We start from the raw sequence: 17221 nt of genomic DNA, 5'->3' as shown, positions 1-17221 counted from the left end.
CGGTTGCCAAAATGACAGTGATAGCCGACCCCAGAGCGTTTCTGACCGGACTGTTTGATGCTGCAGTTTCGGCGGCACAGGCCGAACACACCATTGTAGCGAACCTGCCGGATCGTCCGAAAGGACGCACAATCGTTGTAGGTGCCGGGAAAGGTTCGGCACAGATGGCACGCGCCTTCGAGAAGTCGTGGGATGGCCCACTGGAAGGCGTGGTTGTTACCCGTTACGGTTTTGGTGTGCCGTGTGAGAGGATCGAGATTATCGAGGCTGCACATCCGGTGCCCGATTCTGCAGGTCTCAATGCAACGACAAGACTGTTCGAAGCTGTTTCCAATCTGACAAAGGACGATCTTGTCGTTGCGCTGATTTCCGGTGGCGGTTCTGCCTTGTTGCCTGCACCGCCGGAAGGCATGAGCCTTGATGACGAGATCGAGGTCAATAAAGCGCTGCTGGCGTCCGGGGCGCCCATCTCCGCAATGAATACGGTGCGCAAACATCTTTCAACCATAAAGGGTGGAAGATTAGCTGCCGCCGCCTTTCCGGCGAAAGTTGTGACACTGGTTATATCCGATATCCCCGGGGACAATCCGGCTCTGGTCGCCTCGGGTCCCACCGTGCCTGACGACGCATCGCTGGAGGACGCATTGGAGATTGTGCGCCAGTACAATTTCGCTTTACCGGCTGCAGCGTTGCGGCATCTTTGTCTGGATGCGGCCCGTGCGCCAAAATCCGGTGATCCACGTTTTTCCCGAAATGAAGTTCGGGTTATCGCATCCGCGGCAGTATCGCTTGAAGCAGCCGCAGCCGAGGCACGGCGAAATGGAATTGATGCCGTCATTCTTTCCGATGCGATTGAAGGGGAGGCGCGGGAAGTGGCGCATGTCCATTCGGCACTTGCCCGGGAAGTACTGACGAGAAACCGCCCGTTCACTGCGCCCGTGGTTATCCTTTCTGGAGGCGAAACCACAGTCACGGTGCGCGGGAGAGGGAAAGGCGGGCGTAATACGGAGTTTCTTTTGTCATTTGCTGTTGATATTGCTGCGACCCGAGGTATCTGGGCGCTGGCAGCTGACACAGATGGTATTGACGGTTCAGAAGACAATGCCGGGGCATTTGCTGATGGCAGCACCACTGCGCGACTGGCAATGCATGGGACGGATGCTCGAAATTTGCTTGGCGAGAACGATGCTTGGACGGCATTTGATGCTCTGGGCGACCTCTTTCGGCCGGGGCCAACAGGAACAAACGTCAACGATTTTCGCGCGATTTATGTTTCTTGATTCCAGGCCTCCGCTATCGGAGTTTGCTTGTTGATAGTGTCAACCGGACACAAAACTCATCTGGGCTATTCACAAATGACAGCTCGCCGCCGTGAGCTTTGGCGACTTCTGCTGCTATCGTCAGCCCAAGTCCTGTCCCGGCTGATTGCCCCCGCCCTACTTCAAAAGGCGTAAGCAACCGGGCCTGTTCTGTAGGCGGAATACCGGAGCCATCGTCGCAGACGCTGATCCATGCTTCGCTGTCAGTCTGTCCAACGCTGACTGATAGCCGGGTTGAGGCCCCATGTCTGAGAGCGTTGCTGATGAGATTGGTCAGCGCTTCGCGAATGCTGATTGCGTCGCCCAGTATGTGCAGATCATTCTCGCTAGGGACGAAAGCGATGGATACTTCGCGTTCGAACGATAGGGGTACAGCTTGAGCGAGAGTAGCCTTCGCCAGAGCATTAAGATCTATTGTGTCAAATCTGACGGTACCAGCGCGATGAATGACCATCGCATGGTCCAGCAACTGGCTGGTCAGATTGCCAAGTTCGGTAACTTTGGCACCAAGTCGCTGAATCTGATCTTGCAATTTGGGATCGGCATCGTTTGACAGAATTTCCACTTGCGCATTGAGTTCAGCCAAGGGCGTGCGCATCTGATGGGCGGCGTCAGCGATAAAGCGTTGCATCAACGCAATGCGGTCTGCGAGGCGGCGCATAAAGTCGTCCAGGACGCTGACCAATGCCCGGATTTCATAGGGAGGTGTAACGCGTATGGCGCGCAGATCGTCAGGTTTGCGTGCTGCGATTTCCCGTTCGATACGGGTTAGCGGCTTTAGTGCAATACGAACCGAGATAGCTCCGGCAATCAAGGCCAACAGGCTCATGATGGCAATCATTCCGACAGCCTTGCCGGCGAGATCCCGTGCAAGGGCCTCCCGTGCTCGCAATGTTTGCGCCACTACGATTTCCACCCAGCCGGTTCCTGTGTCGGTATCAATTTGCTTGCCGATTGCTGCAATGCGGACCAGTTGCCCCTGATAGATATCGTCGGTGAGTACAACGCCTTTGCGGATGTTTCCCGACGATATTTTGGGAGCAAGATCCCCATACCCGGCTACAACGACCCCGCGTGGATCGGTTACCCTATAGAAGACCAGATCGTAAGCCGACAACGTTGCAAAGGCAGCAGCAGGCGGATCGAGAGTTACAACTCCGCCTTGCATGTAGACGTTTTCCGCAACCTGTATTGTCCCGCCGATCAGCAGTTTGTCATAGGCATCGCGTGCGGCGATACCTGCGTATTGCCAGGCGGCAAGAGCAAGGACGACTGCACCCACGCCGAGAATGAGCGCGATGAATATGATGATCCGGATGTGAAGGGAGTAGCGGATATCATTTGATTGCAAGTTGATAACCCAGCCCCCGCATGGTGCGAATTTCGATTGAAGTATCTGTGAGCTTGCGTCTCAGCCGCGTTACATATTGCTCGACAGCATTGGCGCTTGGTTCCTGATCGAAGTTGAAAAGCTGCTCCACCAGTTCTTCCTTGGAGATAAAGCGTTTGGGCCGTGCCGCAAGAATCTCAAGGACAATCAATTCACGCCGGGTCAGGTCAAGAGGGGTATCGGCAACACTGGCTGTGCGCCCGGCCCGGTCAATGACGAGATCCCCGAAACGCAGGGCATTGTCAGACATACCGATGCTCCGGCGCAGAAGCGCGCGGGCGCGTGCTTCCAGTTCACGAAAATCGAACGGCTTGGTCAGGTAGTCGTCAGCGCCAAGATCAAGGACGTCGACCCGGTCGTCGACAGCCGATCGTGCGGTCAGGACCAGGACAGGCGTCTTGTCCTTGCGGCCACGCAATCCTTTGAGAATCTCAAAACCATCAGCGCCTGGCAACATCATGTCGAGGATGACGAGATCGTAGTCCTGCACCCGCAGCACTTCGCTGGCGGTACGGCCATTGGGTTCGCAATCAACTGCATGGCCGATCTTTTCAAAGCGCTGAGCAATCGCCTTGGCGATATCGGGCATGTCTTCCACGACAAGAATGCGCAAATCGTGCCCCCCGAAACGTGAGTCAGGTATGTGTCAGTTACCGCAAGTACAGTTGGGGCGGGAGTTTTGTCAACGTTACTGCGTTGCGCAAAAGAGACGACGCATTGGGAGGAAGTATGACTTTGCATCAGTTCGTTGATGCTCGCAGCGCATTATTGAGCGTCGAGGGCGTCACATTGCAATACAAGACAGAAGATGCGCTGGTAACAGCCACGCATCGCGTCGATTTTCAGGTCTTTCAATCCGATCGCTTTGTTCTTCTGGGCCCGTCAGGCTGCGGAAAGTCCACATTGCTTAAGGCGATCGGTGGTTATCTCAGTCCGACTGAAGGGCAGATCAAGCTCAAAGGCAAGGAGGTTACCGAACCTGGGCCGGACCGGATGATGGTCTTTCAGGAGTTTGACCAGCTTCTGCCGTGGAAAACGGTTGGCGAGAACGTTGTTTTCGCCCTTACCGCCAGCGGCCGGGCAAAGCCGGCGGAAGCGCGAGAACGGGCCCGTAGCTATATCGACAAGGTTGGCCTGACGAAATTCATCGACAGCTATCCTCACATGTTGTCTGGCGGCATGAAGCAACGTGTGGCCATCGCGCGGGGGATGGCCATGGAGCCGGATGTTCTTCTCATGGATGAACCGTTTGCCGCACTCGATGCGCTGACGCGCCGCAAAATGCAGGATGAACTGCTGCAACTCTGGGATGATACGCATTTCACGGTTCTGTTTGTTACCCACTCCATCGAAGAGGCAATCCGCATCGGCACGCGCATTTTGCTCCTTTCACCCCATCCAGGACAGGTGAAGGCCGAATTGAACAGCATATCGCCAAGCGAGCTTGGGACCGGTGCGCAAGCGGCGCTTGAAACCCGCATCAACGACATGTTGTTTGCCAGTTGAGATTGGAAAATTCGATGACTGAAGTTCTCTATACACGTCCAGAAATTGTGCGCGGTGATGGCAAGACAAATTTTCTGCAGGTCGAGAAGACATTGTCTGTCTTTGAGCGCATCTATCGCATCGGTGCAGTGCGAAAGGCATTCATCCTGTTTGTTCTCGCAGCAGCCTGGGAGATTTATGGACGCTGGCTCGGCAATCCGCTGCTGTTTCCCAGCTTTTCCCAAACCTTTGCGGCCTTCAGCTCCAACATTGCTGATGGAACCATTCCGGCTCGGGCGCTTGCATCCATCAAAACCTTGCTTATCGGATATGGTATCGGCATCGTGCTGGCTTCGCTGCTCACCACGCTGGCAATCGGATCCCGCATCGGTGCCGATCTGCTTGAAACACTGACCTCCATGTTCAATCCTCTTCCGGCCATTGCGTTGCTGCCATTGGCTTTGATCTGGTTCGGTCTGGGGCAGGGAAGTGTGATCTTCGTGCTGGTGCACTCGGTGCTATGGGCAATCGCCTTGAATACGCATGCCGGTTTCCGGTCGGTCTCCAATACAATGCGCATGGTGGGGCTCAATTACGGCCTGCGTGGTCTCAAGCTTGTCCGCCACATTCTCATACCTGCTGCGTTCCCGTCCATTTTGACGGGCCTGAAGGTAGGCTGGGCCTTTGCATGGCGCACGCTGATCGCTGCCGAACTGGTCTTTGGCGTATCGTCCGGCTCGGGTGGTCTTGGCTGGTTCATCTTTGAGAACCGTAACCAACTGGAAACGGCCAATGTCTTTGCAGGATTGTTCACGGTTATTTTGATCGGCCTTGCCGTCGAAAACCTGATCTTTGCCACGGTTGAAAAGAAAACCATTCGCCGCTGGGGAATGCAGGCTTGAGTTTAAACCGCCGGGAACCGGTATGTACAAAGGGAGGACTACAATGAAAATCATGAAACAGCTCTGTGCTGCTATGCTGGGTATCGGACTCGGATTGGCAGGTACTGCGAATGCTGCCCGTGCGGAAGTGACTGAAGTGCGGATCTCCAAGGGATACGGCATTCTGTATCTGCCGCTGATCATCATGGAAAACCAGAAGCTAATGGAAAAACAGGCGGCCAAAGCCGGTCTCGGTGATGTCAAGGTGACATGGCTGATGCTGGATGGCGGCAACGTTATCAATGATGCGATGATGGCCGGTTCACTGGATTTTGCCGGCACCGGTGCGCCAGGCTTTGTAACCCTGTGGGCCAAAGCCAAGGGTATCCCAAATGTCGAAGTTGTCGGCATCAGCGGTCTCAGCGCAACGTCGCTGTGGTTGAATTCAAACAACCCCGAGGTCAAGACCCTGAAGGATTTAACACCCAAGGACAAAATTGCTCTGCCGGGGATCAAGACGTCCCTCTCGGCCGTTGTCCTGCAAATGATGGCTGCGCACAAATTCGGGCATGAGAATTATGCGAAGCTGGATCCATTGACGGTTAGCCTGCCACATCCGGAAGCCTTGGCGGCGGTCACGAGCGGCCAGACGGAAATTACGGCGCACTTCACGTCGCCGCCTTTTTCCTATCTGGAGCTAAAAGACGCGAAGATGCATCGTGTCGTCAATTCTGTCGATGTGATTGGCAATATCACGCTGGACGTGACCTTTGCGCCCAAGAAATTCGTTGATGCCAATCCGAAAACCACTGAGGCTTTTCTGGCGGCACTGGATGAAGCAAACGCTTTCATCGCCAGCAACAAGCAAGCGGCTGCCGAGATTTTTTCCAAGAGTTCGAAGGTGAAGGTTTCGGTCGAGGAAGTCCTTGAAATGCTCAACGACAAGGATTCGCAATTCTCGACGACACCAAAAGGCGTCATGCAGTTTGCCGAATTCATGAATTTAGCGGGTACAATCAAGGTCAAGCCCGCAAGCTGGACTGACCTGTTCATTCCTCAACTTCATTCGCGTAGCGGAAGCTAGCTGGTTGCCAGACTATCGACGGCAATAAGAGGTGGCATTTTTGATATGGTGCCACCTTTTACATGTCCCCATTCAAGCGATGAGACGTGAGCGAGCAGTTTCGGCGCATCGGTTAATCCGAAATCGCAGCGTCGAACAAACGGAGTCCATCAGGCAAAACAGAGAACTTTGTGTTCTCCAATTTCTGCGTATCGCCATTTGCTGGTATATATTTCCGTGCCCAGATCTCGATCGAGCAGCTTTCGCGTTTGCGCTATTATCTGTGGATGTTCAGAATAAGTTGTCAGGAACAGCTTGTTCTGAAATGTCAGGAATGGAGCAAGACGCCGGTTGGCAATACGCAGAAACTCAAACAGGCCTTCAGATACGCTCGGCCAATGCGGACCAAGAAAATCATCCAGCAGTATCACGCCCCCGGGCACAATCAGCTCCTGTGCTAATGCCATATCATTCATCACGTGTTTAACGGTGTGACCTCCGTCAACTGAAAACAACCGTGCGCCAGAGCTGGAGAGGCGGTCTCTTATCGTTGTGGGGATAATCGAGAGGCTATCGGCCGATATGGCGGTAATTTGTGATTTCAGATGGGGAACGTAATCATCAATATGCTTGGTGAATATTGAAAGCGATCCTTTGCCGCTGTGGTCCAAGTTTTTCTCTTGGTCATCAAACAAGTCGATTGCAATGCATTTTTCATTTGGCCTCGCTGCTGCGGTGAACTGCCCCCAGTTTCGACCGGACACTCAGCATAAGCAGGAAGGCTCAAGCACATGCTTGAGGATATGTGTGGACGCCTCCGGTTGCGCAAGAGAATTCTTTAGATCTGGACGTTTGAGTTTGGTGCGGACATGTGTTCGGCTTCTTTCGCGGCAGAACTTCGCCGCCAGCCACTATGGATTACGCGGGCTCAGTCCACTTCAGGCTTACGTGCTCGGGTCTGGTTTTCTGAACCCTGCTGCAAACTCGTCGGCCATACGATCCTTAGACCTCTCGTGCAATACGCATTCTCCCTGTCAGACTGTCTGCATATACCGCCCTCCGTGCCGCATAAGCGGCCGTTCAGCAAACGTGCAAACGAATGTATTCGCCAGACAATGCTGCTCAAGAATGCATGGCACGACAGCGGCAAGGTCTATGGATACCGCAAGCTGCACGATGATCTGCGGGATCAGGGAGAGACCTGTTGTCCGAACCGTGTGGCGAGGTTGGCCAGGCTGGCAGGCGTCAAGGCCCAGATCGGTTATAAACGCCGATCGGACAGATACGGAGGTAGGCCTACATCGAGATGTTTTATAATCCGCAGCGCAAACACGTTAGAAACGGTATGCTGTCACCGGCACACTTTGAACGGAACCACAAACTGAAGACGCAGGGTGTCTAACAAACTCGGGGCTATTCAAGCTGCCCTCTGAGAGGAAGTATTAGTAGTGAGAATGTACAGTGAAGTTGAAAGTAAATACAGTTTGGTTATGGCTGTACTAGAGCGTTGCTTGATTTAAAGTAAATAACATTATGATACAATCAAACATTAAATTATTTAAATATTATTATTACTATATATGCTGAATAAACATATATATAGATTCCTTTTTATGTGTTAATCATCAATCTTCTGTATAACTAGTAGGGTTGCCTAAGACTGTATCATCATATATTACCTCAAGGGAATTCGATATGCTTTCTTTCATTCGTTCGCGGTAATTGGGGGGCGCTAATATGTCTGAGGTATTTGAACCGTTTATCGCCAGAGAGCGAATCGTCGGGCCGCATAAGTTTGATGTTCATATTGAGGACGATTTGGCGCGCAAGTGGTATAGCTACCCAAATCAATGGCAGACAGAGCGACAATGGTGGATCGACACCATCCAACCTGGCTGGATGGTCCTTGATTGCGGCGCCCATCAGGGCTTGACCACTGTTCTATTGGCTTTATGTACGGGTCCGACTGGCACGGTTCATGCTTGGGAGGCGTCACCCAATAATGCGACTATGATTAAGCGTAACGCAAAATTGAACAAGCTTAAAAATATCGTTGTTCATCCTCGCGCTGTTGGAGATCGGAAAGGTATGTTGCCGGTTTTAAACAATGACGGCGCGTTTCTGGTTCTCCCCTCGGATCAGGATCCAAGAATGTCGACTAAAGTCGAAGTCGTCAGGCTCGATGATGATTACGACCACTCCAGGAAGGTCGATTTTCTGAAGATCGACGTAGACGGTGCAGAGTTGGAGGTAATGCTTGGGGCGCCGAGAATTTTGTCTGATCGACCTTACGTCAACCTAGAAATACATAATTACCTCTTCGACAATCCGGTGAAAACGATGTCGAAGATCGTCGAAATATTTCATGATCTGGAATACAGCTTCAAATTGGACGGCTATGACGGCAAGGAAGTTGTTGATGCTGGCGTCTCCCCGGATGTTGCTTGGCTGACCAGTTTCAAATTCGCGCAACTCTTCTGCACGCCAGTGTAGAGTTGGCGCCAGTGCAGCAGCGGTTGGTTGTTGGTTCCCGATCGATCGGCGGCTTATTCAAGCAGAGCCGATACAAAAGAATTCGATTCTCGAAGGGGCGATAGAAGAGGGCTAATTATTTTACGGAGGAAGTTGTTTCTCTAATTGGCATTGGTAAATCGTCATATGATAACATGTTGTATCCAGAATATAATAAGCCTCGCAGTCTGCATATAATAAGTACAAATTACGCAAAATACGGACAGATAGCGTTTTTACTCCACTTCAAAATCAAATGAGAATATTAAAATAAATCTTATTCGCAAATTTAGATAAGGTCGGGCTCGATCTGTATTGTCTTGTACTTTGGTATGAATTACGCTCGTGGTGCGTTGGAGGAAAATTAATGTCTCACCCATACCGCGATTTACCTGATCATCAGTATTGGCGCCGCGCTGTAAGCTTACGATGTTGGGAAGATGTGGATCCTGCCGTTGGGGGTACAGTAAAACTTAATCCCAAAACTAGGCTCGCTACAGCGGGCAGTTGCTTTGCTCAGCACATTGCCCGTTCGCTGATCGATCAAGGTTATTGTTATTTAAAAACTGAGCAGGCGCCAGCTGGACAGGAAGACAACTTGCTCTATGGACAATTTTCTGCAGCCTATGGCAATGTCTATACCGTCACGCAGCTATGCCAGTTGATGGCGCGTGCTTATGGCTTCTACAAGCCCAAGACAAATTATTGGGTAAATTCGAACGGCAGATATATGGATCCCTTCCGGCCCGCTGTACGTGAAGAAGGGTTTGAGACACTCGAAGAACTACTTACTCTTCAAAAATCACATCTAAGGGCAGTTCGGCGTGTATTCGAGGAATGTGACGTATTCGTCTTCACTCTTGGTCTCACAGAAGGCTGGGAGGCCACGGAAGATTCGGCAGCCATACCGGTGGTTCCTGCAGCGGTTGACTGCCCGGACTGGCAGCATCTTTACGCATTTCGCAACGCTCGCGTTAGCGACATGAACACGAATCTAAATGCCTTTTTGAAGGATCTGCGTCTTGTGAATCCAAAGGTTCAAGTGATTTTGACCGTTTCACCGGTGTCGTTGATCGCCACTTACGAACCACAACATATCCTTCTGTCAAATACCTATTCAAAATCTGCATTGCGGGTTGTCGCTGATGAAGCCGCCCGGGATCATGATTTTGTATCCTATTTCCCATCCTTTGAGATTATCAGCTCTCACCCTTCGAAAGCGCAGTACTTTGAAGACGATTTTCGTCAGGTACAGGCCCAGGGTGTTGCACATGTGATGGAGATTTTTGCCAGACATCATCTGACTGCTGATGAAAATATCGAGACCGTTGCGCGCACGGCTCCCCCAGCTGCCAGCAAAGAACAGGTCGAGAAGACTGAAGCCGAATATGCTCAGGTCGCGGGCGTGCTGTGCGACGAAGAACGATTGGTACTTTAGGGGATAGGTGACAAATGACTGTACGCGTCGCCGTTGTTGGAAACTGCACAGCTATTGGCATTGCCAACGCGATCAAGGTGCTTTCTCCAGATGCTTTTGTCCAGCATTTCAGTGTTGCAGACATCCACACTCTTGAGCCCTCTCGGCTCAAATCCATGTTTGAGGGCTTTGATCTGAGTCTGTCATTTGCGGAAATCGGCAACTATGCCTCCATTAACGAGCAGGTCAGCAAGATCGGCCGTTCGGTGTTGTGGCCAAGCATAGTTTTTACTGGTTATCATCCGGATATTACATATTTTGGCATTGAAGGTCGTGTGGCCACATCCTGCCTAGGTGCTTACAATTCGCGCATCGTGGCGGTTGCTTATGCCAGCGAACTTTCCGTCGAAGATACGGCTGAGCGTTTCAACGCGCTGACTTTCGGACGTCTCGGCTATTTTGATGCATATGAGCTCGGAAGGCAGCAGTTTCTTCGCACGGCTAAGCAATACAACCTTGATCTAGAAGAGGATTTCGCTCGTTGGGAAAAATCGGATCCATTCATGTACACTATCAACCATCCCAAGATAGCCGTTGTCAACGATCTCGCCCGCAACCTGCTCGAAGCCTCGGGTCTTGCGATTAAACGGGATGTTACAATGGACGAAACTGTTCATGACTATTTTGCTGACGGAATTGTGTGGCCGGTATATCCGGAGATCGCACAGCGCATCGGCAATAACGCGGGATCTTACGAGTTCAAACCCGCGGGGCATGCCGCAAACCCTTCGTCCGCCTTGCATCTGGAAGAATTCATCGACGGATGCTTCAAACGATACAAGGATGACGGCTTTACGCCAGCCCAGTTTAGAACTACCGGACTGCTGAATGTGCTGGGTGCTCATATGGGTCTTGCTTGATCTGCTGGGATGAACATATTTTGGCACGCAGATGCTGGTAGCGCGTGCTATTTAGAATTCCAGCGTCCTCGAATCCCATTACGCCGATTCTGCGGTACTGGAAAAGCGCGGTTGGCATCTACGAAGACTGGCACGCAAGCGCCGAAGCCAGCTTGAATTGTCCTTATCCAAATGGCGAACGAGCATATTCTTTAAAGGACAAGAAAATATACTCTTCGAGTCCGTATGTTTTGTTGCCATCCTGTGCCCCGCCTCGAAAATCCAAAGAGCCTTTTAAACCGATTCGGTTCGCCAATTCAGGATAAACCGGCCAAATTACACCCGTTGAGAGATCATCTTCCGTATCTTTCGCATGATCGATTTCAGAGCTGGCTCGGGAAATCCGCACAGCTAGGATAAGTGGAATTTCTGCCTGACTTCGGCTTAGATGCCGGGAACAGGAGAGACCATGACGAGACGACCGCGCCGGAGCCACAGCCCGGCTTTCAAGGCAAAGGTGGCGCTCGCCGCCATCCGAGGTGAGCAGACGCTGGTGGAATTGTCCCCGCAGTTTGACGTACACGCCAAATTCCCCGACTACATGCGCCACACAGGCACGGCGGCGTGCGGGGCTTAGATGGGGTATTCGGATTGCTCCTCGCCTTCACGCGTTGGATGAGGTGAGATGGCAGTTCCGTTAATCCAATTTGAAAGGAACCTATCATGTCACTGTTTGCCGGCCTCGATATTTCCGTGAAGACGACAGCTATCTGCGTCTTGGACAACAACGGTAAGGTTCTGCTCGAAACGACTGTTGAAAGCGATCCGCACGCAATAGCCGATTGTCTGTGCGGGTTTGATGAATCGTTCGAACGCATCATACTCGATATATGAGTCTCATTTACCCCATAAATACGTTATGATGCAATGTATATATTCGTTATATGTAAGTAATTTAATTTCTATAATTGAGATTTATACCATATTTCACGTCATTTCATCATTATAGATTATGAACTAGTCAACATTATCTTGATCAATGTAAATGTAATATTGTTAGCTAACCTAACCGTGTGCTGCACTAATATCGTTTTGACCGTAATTGGTTGCAGTAATCCTGTATGGTTCAAAAGCCAGGGCTAATACGGTTATTGCCGGAAAAGCTCGCTCCCTGCGCCGGAACCTTTGTGGGCTTTCAAGTCATTCGCGCCTCTCGTGAGCGCAAGTAACATTCTCAACCTTTTAGACTCATGAAGAATCGTAGAGTATCGATCAATTGAATCAGAAGCATTTATAGAGAATTTTTGTACTCAAAGACAAGGAACGGGATTTTGAGATAAAGACTTAATATACAGAGAAATTATAATTACCCCAATCCATAGAGCAGTGGAATTTTTGTTCCATCACCATGTTGGGGTCAATGATAATGAGGATAAGGATACTTGGTGATTCCAGCATGACATTGGAGAGCGGGCCCATAACATGGGTTCCGGCCAATTTTTTTCGCATTTTAGCATACTTGCTGTTGGAAGAGAGTTCTCACTCTGTTTCACGGTCGAAGTTGGCACAAATTTTATGGTCGGATAGTGATCCGTCCCACGCACTTGTAAATCTGCGTCAAAGCCTTGCACGCATCCGTAAGTTTCAAGATCAGAATGCCCTGAATCTGATTCAGATGGATGCAATATTTGTTTCACTCAATCTTGAGCAAGTTAGGGCTGGGTTAGTCTGGATTGATGTGATGGCAGTAATCGGGCTGTCGCAGAATGGAGACGTGGAGTCCGTTCTTGAATGCTGTGATGCGTATCGAGGCGATCTTCTCGAGCAAAACCTGCTTCAACATTCGGACTTTGATGATTGGCTTGATATCAAGCGGGTCGAGCTGCGCGATACAATTATATCGCTCTTAAAAAGAGTGTTGGATCACGCGACTGTTATGCCAGTTGAGGCGAAGTGTCAGTGCGCGCGAAAACTTATCGAGATCGATGCATATCAGGAAGTCGGTTATCGGACCCTTATGCGGGTAGCCGGTCAGCTCGGACAACCGGGCAAGGTCGAGCGTCTGTTTCGCGAATGTGCTGGCAAGTTACGCGACGACCTCGACGTAGACCCAGAGGAGCAGACGATCCGCCTCTATCGAGACCTTATTTCGCAATCCCAAACAGATTCAAAAGGTCAGCAAAATATTCCACGCCAAGACCTGATCCTATTTGATACAGGTTTGAACTCCGTGAGCGATGACGTTTTTGAGGGAAGCCAAAAAGAAGCTTCGCACGAGGGCCTGCCGAAAATTGCTGTCATCCATCTGGCGGTCAATCCAATGGATCCGATGGAGCAGCTGGCAGCATCTTTGGTCGACGATATCACCTTGGGCCTTTGTCAGCTTAACACACTCTGGGTGGTTGCTCCCTATACAGCAAGCCAGATAGCGACGAGTTCCATCTCGACTCTCCACCAAACGAGCAAGGGGCTCGGCATCGATTACATAATCAACAGTAAGGTCACTCAAATCTTTGGAAGTTACGTTCTGTCTGTCTGCCTTATCAAGATTGGGTCTCAAGAAGTTGTATGGGTGGAAAGCCATAAGTTCGATGACGTTCTCCCCGAACAGCAGTATCGCCAGATTTCGATCAGAATTATTCTGTCAGTTGCGTCGGTTATCGAGAAAAAGGAACTCGAACGTTACAATCAACTGTCTCGTGATCCCACTGCTTATTCCTGGTATCTAATCGGACAGGGTGAAGTCGATAAATTTGACGTTGAAAAGCTGCATCAGGCACGGCAATCGTTTAAAAACGCGCTGAATGTATCTCGCGATTTTGCTCCCGCCCTCAGTGGAATAGCCAGGAGCATGCATAGGGAATGGCTCGTATTGGACCGGGATGACAACTTCCTTCTTTTGGAGGCTGAGAAAATTGCCCAACGAGCGGCAATGGCCGATACGGAGGATGGAAGGCCCTTACACGAACTTGGCATCATCAGCATGTATCTGGGCAGGTTCGAGGACAGTCTCGATTATTTTGACCAAGCAGAGTCCAAGAGCCACCAACATGCGGATTTACTTGCAGATTATTCCGATGCTTTGTTGCACTATGGCAACCTGGACCTGGCGCTGGCCAAAATCAAACACGCTTTTGCGCACAATCCTCTTGCGCCGGATCATTATTTTTGGACCGCTGCCGGTATTCTTCATAACCTTGGCCAGCATGCGAACGCCATTGATTATCTGTCACGTATGAAAAATCCGCGCGTCGCATCACGCCTAATGGCCGCATGCTGGGCGGAGCTTGGCGAAAACAAAGAAGCGAACAGGTACAAGAGCTATAATTTGGCGGGCAGTCCCAAATTTCGCATTGGCGATTGGGCCCGAAACATCTGCCTGAGACTGCCCGTGCAGCTTGCCAGAAACGAAGCATCATTTCCCGCTGTCAGGCTTCAATAATCGTTCAGACCGGGTGCACCAATGAGTTGAGGTGGTCGTGTTTTCCCGCACGCGGCACGAAACACGGAAGAGAGCTGAATAAAGTCCGGATACCACCAATGTCCGGCAGTTCAGCGACACGCGATGGCGTCCAATCCTTGATCAGGAATATTGTGCTGTGCGCCGGCTTTGACGCACAAATCATAACCGTATTCCGCTGCCTTTTCAGGCAGCACCTAAGCGTATGCATTTGAGTGCGACTCAAGCAACACTTCAGGTTAAACTTCAGGCGTTGGCCAATGATTCAGTCATTTCGGAAAAACGATTGATCGCGCGTTGGGTATTCCAGCCGGCAGAGGACTGCAGCGATGATTGTTCAAGATAGTTCCGGTAGATAGCCGCAGCTTGGGTCCGATTGTGAACCTTGAGTTTCCGGATCAGATTGTGAACATGGACCTTCACCGTGTGGCCGGAGAGATTCAGCCGGTCAGCTATGGTCTTGTTTTGCAGGCCCTCAGCAATAAATTCCAGAATTTGACGTTCGCGCAATGTCAATGTGTCAATGGGCTTGCTTTCGGTAATACGCCCGGCGAAGCCATTTGTTGTAGCCGGTTGACGGCCGCGCATGGGGTTCTCTTTTGCGATTTGTTCCAGCGACTGCATGACACCGTAGGGATAATATTCCCCGCCGTTAAGCAAAAGCCATATGGCCGCCAGCCAGATATCAAGTTTCAGGGTAAATGGTAGCAGTCCCTGAATTCGTTTGTCGCCAAACAGTCTGCTTAGTCCATGAGATCCGGCGCCATCACCGTTGATCATCAAAGTAATCGAAGCATTCGGAAAAGATATCCGGCAGCGTTCAATGCACTCCGAAAGATCATCGACGAGATCTATATGTAGAAGTACTAATCCCACGCTCAGATCCTGATCCTGAATATCGGGAAGATAATTCGACAAATCTATCTTTATGTCAGAAAATGTTCTTTCCAGTGATTGTACAAGCCCCTGAAAAACGACCCCCGTTTCGGCATAAATGAAAATGCTGTTGGTGCGTCTGTTATCATGACTGGCGCCAAAATTGTAATGAATACAGTCTTTTGCGTGGATGTTCGTATTCGTACTCATGCTTGCCCCTACGTTTCTTGTGAACATAATCATTACTGTTCATAGTTTTTAAAATTCTGTTTTTCAGAAACTTGGATGGTCAGAACCATGATTGCAGTAATATTTGATCCATCCTTACCGAGTAAGTTAATTGGTTGAGAGTGACGAGGGCGTGACTTGAATATTATGGCTGATGCTTCTGGAAGTTTTCACTGATGCTGGATGTCATGCATAATCCGGCTTAGGCCCCAACATTGATTATCGCTGGAATTGTAAGCTCGTTTTCCATGACAAAAGAGGGTTGCATAAGCTGTTCTGCGTAAATCGTGGCCGCGTTCCAGGGTAGGCATGATCTCAAATAAGGCGTGCAATTCCACCTGACCAGCGCGCCTAATCAAAAGGGGCAGTTCGCCTCATCCTTCAAGCTGATCTTGTTCACAATTTTACTAAATGGAGCTCTCTTCGGAACGCCGATACCTTTTAAAAAAAGCGTTCACGTTGATGGTGAAAGGTGATGACATCTTGCATCGGTGAATGCCTCATAAACGGGGGTCGTCCGTGTTGCTCTGGTTCACCAATTCCATCGTAGCCCTGTCAATGACCGTGCTGCTTATCGTGTTTCTGAGGAAGATTTCCTACGCATTGGCCCTCGTCGATCATCCGAATGATCGCAAACGGCATGAATGTGTGATTCCGTTGTGCGGTGGTATCGCGATCTTTTCGGCATTTTCATTTGTCATATTATCCAAAGGCACCGGACTTCTTCCCACGAGCTTTTGGGCTGGTATATTCGTCATTCTTTGTATCGGTGTGATGGATGACCGGAAGGAGCTATCAGCAGCTACCCGGCTTTTTGCGCAGCTGCTTGCTGCTGGCATCTTGATCGTGCCACTGGCCGGATCGAGCATTTATGTTGCGAACATGCTGCCCTTGGCCTTCGTGGATACAAGCGCACCGATACTCATGATCATAGCGATTTTATTTGTCGTCGGCCTGGTCAATTCATGGAACATGATTGATGGCGTCGATGGGCTTGCTGGCGGCTGTGCTGCTTTCTCGCTTTTTTGGATCGCTTTGACTGCGAGCTGGAAGGGGCTGGCAAATCTGGATTTATCCTGCTTTGTGCTTCTTGCGGCCGTGTGCGGCTTTCTTCTCTTCAATATGCGCAGTCGCTGGCTGGCACGGGCCAATATATTCTTGGGCGACGCCGGAAGTACGGCACTCGGCGCTACTATTGCCTATCTTTTGATCACTCTCTCGCGTGAGGGTGAGATTGCCTTTCCGGTCCTGTTGTGGATCGTCATCGTGCCGGTCACGGATACGATCAGCCTCATTGTCCGCAGGTTATATTCTGGACGCAATCCATTGACAGCGGATCGCTGGCATCTGCACCATTTGCTACTGGATCAAGCATATTCGCATTCCACCACTACGAACATTATCGTGGCATCATCAGCACTGTGCGGCGGTATTGGTTTTATTGGATTGATTGTCGGCGTTCCGAACTATGCAATGACATTCGGGTTGCTGTTCCCGGTTGCTATTCACTCTGCGTTTGTTTTCGCGGCAACCGGATTTCCCAGCCACGACAAACCGCACCCCGTTAAAATTCCTCAATTCAATCCTATTGCTCCCATGCTTCTTCGCCCCGAGCTGGACAAGAGCTTTGTTGCTAGCCAGCAGCCAGTACAACCAAGTCCTAATATTTTGTCCGATGCCGTCTAGCGCACC

General features: G+C 50.6%; 13 protein-coding genes and 3 pseudogenes. 12 read left to right on the top strand and 4 right to left on the bottom strand.

The genetic code is table 11. The annotated features are described in order from the left end of the window. Positions 1–11 precede the first annotated feature (11 nt). Complete coding sequence (locus tag FHW16_RS12860; RefSeq protein ID WP_182549613.1) at positions 12–1280, top strand: glycerate kinase type-2 family protein; 1269 nt, start codon at positions 12–14, stop codon at positions 1278–1280. 13 nt (positions 1281–1293) lie between these two features. On the opposite strand, the gene FHW16_RS12855 is transcribed toward FHW16_RS12860, so the two are convergent. Continuing rightward, positions 1294–2670 (bottom strand): sensor histidine kinase, encoded by a 1377-nt coding sequence (locus FHW16_RS12855; protein ID WP_210278116.1) that lies wholly within the window; start codon positions 2668–2670, stop codon positions 1294–1296. Further along, positions 2657–3322, bottom strand: a complete 666-nt coding sequence (locus FHW16_RS12850) for a response regulator transcription factor (protein ID WP_182549612.1) — start codon at positions 3320–3322, stop codon at positions 2657–2659. Before FHW16_RS12850 ends, FHW16_RS12855 begins: the two co-directional genes overlap by 14 nt. A 116-nt stretch (positions 3323–3438) precedes the next feature. On the opposite strand from FHW16_RS12850, the gene FHW16_RS12845 reads away from it, so the two are divergent. The 3 genes from FHW16_RS12845 to FHW16_RS12835 are packed head-to-tail and all read left to right on the top strand — an operon-like array spanning position 3439 to position 6159. Further along, positions 3439–4215: an ABC transporter ATP-binding protein gene (locus FHW16_RS12845; protein WP_182549611.1), complete on the top strand. Its 777-nt coding sequence runs from the start codon at positions 3439–3441 to the stop codon at positions 4213–4215. A 14-nt stretch (positions 4216–4229) separates the two neighbouring features. After that, positions 4230–5096, top strand: a complete 867-nt coding sequence (locus FHW16_RS12840) for an ABC transporter permease (RefSeq protein ID WP_182549610.1) — start codon at positions 4230–4232, stop codon at positions 5094–5096. Between the two features lie 43 nt (positions 5097–5139). Continuing rightward, the gene (locus FHW16_RS12835) at positions 5140–6159 is read left to right on the top strand and encodes an ABC transporter substrate-binding protein (protein ID WP_182549609.1); all 1020 of its coding nucleotides are present in this window, start codon (positions 5140–5142) and stop codon (positions 6157–6159) included. Positions 6160–6308: 149 nt separating this feature from the next. On the opposite strand, the gene FHW16_RS12830 is transcribed toward FHW16_RS12835, so the two are convergent. Continuing rightward, complete coding sequence (locus FHW16_RS12830) at positions 6309–6902, bottom strand: class I SAM-dependent methyltransferase (RefSeq protein WP_348643881.1); 594 nt, start codon at positions 6900–6902, stop codon at positions 6309–6311. A 276-nt stretch (positions 6903–7178) separates the two neighbouring features. Here FHW16_RS12830 and FHW16_RS12825 point away from each other — a divergent pair. From FHW16_RS12825 to FHW16_RS12795, 7 genes and pseudogenes are all read left to right on the top strand, one after another. After that, positions 7179–7439, top strand: a pseudogene (locus tag FHW16_RS12825) (IS3 family transposase); the annotation flags it as partial. 436 nt (positions 7440–7875) lie between these two features. Further along, positions 7876–8631: an FkbM family methyltransferase gene (locus FHW16_RS12820; protein WP_182549608.1), complete on the top strand. Its 756-nt coding sequence runs from the start codon at positions 7876–7878 to the stop codon at positions 8629–8631. A gap of 385 nt (positions 8632–9016) precedes the next feature. After that, on the top strand, positions 9017–10087 hold the full coding sequence (locus FHW16_RS12815) for a GSCFA domain-containing protein (RefSeq protein ID WP_182549607.1): 1071 nt from the start codon (positions 9017–9019) through the stop codon (positions 10085–10087). Between the two features lie 14 nt (positions 10088–10101). Then, on the top strand, positions 10102–10986 hold the full coding sequence (locus FHW16_RS12810) for a WcbI family polysaccharide biosynthesis putative acetyltransferase (protein ID WP_182549606.1): 885 nt from the start codon (positions 10102–10104) through the stop codon (positions 10984–10986). Positions 10987–11434: 448 nt separating this feature from the next. Beyond that, positions 11435–11548, top strand: a pseudogene (locus FHW16_RS12805) (IS3 family transposase); the annotation flags it as partial. Between the two features lie 140 nt (positions 11549–11688). Then, positions 11689–11797: pseudogene (locus tag FHW16_RS29270) on the top strand (IS110 family transposase); the annotation flags it as partial. A gap of 624 nt (positions 11798–12421) precedes the next feature. Next, positions 12422–14407: a BTAD domain-containing putative transcriptional regulator gene (locus tag FHW16_RS12795; protein ID WP_182549604.1), complete on the top strand. Its 1986-nt coding sequence runs from the start codon at positions 12422–12424 to the stop codon at positions 14405–14407. Positions 14408–14671: 264 nt separating this feature from the next. On the opposite strand, the gene FHW16_RS12790 is transcribed toward FHW16_RS12795, so the two are convergent. After that, positions 14672–15511, bottom strand: coding sequence for a helix-turn-helix transcriptional regulator (locus FHW16_RS12790; protein ID WP_182549603.1), 840 nt, complete (start codon positions 15509–15511; stop codon positions 14672–14674). Positions 15512–16048: 537 nt separating this feature from the next. Between FHW16_RS12790 and FHW16_RS12785 the strand changes: the two genes are divergently transcribed. Further along, positions 16049–17215 carry an MraY family glycosyltransferase gene (locus tag FHW16_RS12785; RefSeq protein ID WP_182549602.1) on the top strand — a complete coding sequence of 389 codons (1167 nt, stop codon included), beginning with the start codon at positions 16049–16051 and terminating at the stop codon, positions 17213–17215. The last annotated feature ends 6 nt before the right edge of the window (positions 17216–17221 follow it).

It is taken from the genome of Phyllobacterium myrsinacearum (assembly GCF_014138285.1).
GTDB lineage: Bacteria > Pseudomonadota > Alphaproteobacteria > Rhizobiales > Rhizobiaceae > Phyllobacterium > Phyllobacterium myrsinacearum_A.
This window is presented reverse-complemented; position numbering and strand designations above follow the sequence as displayed.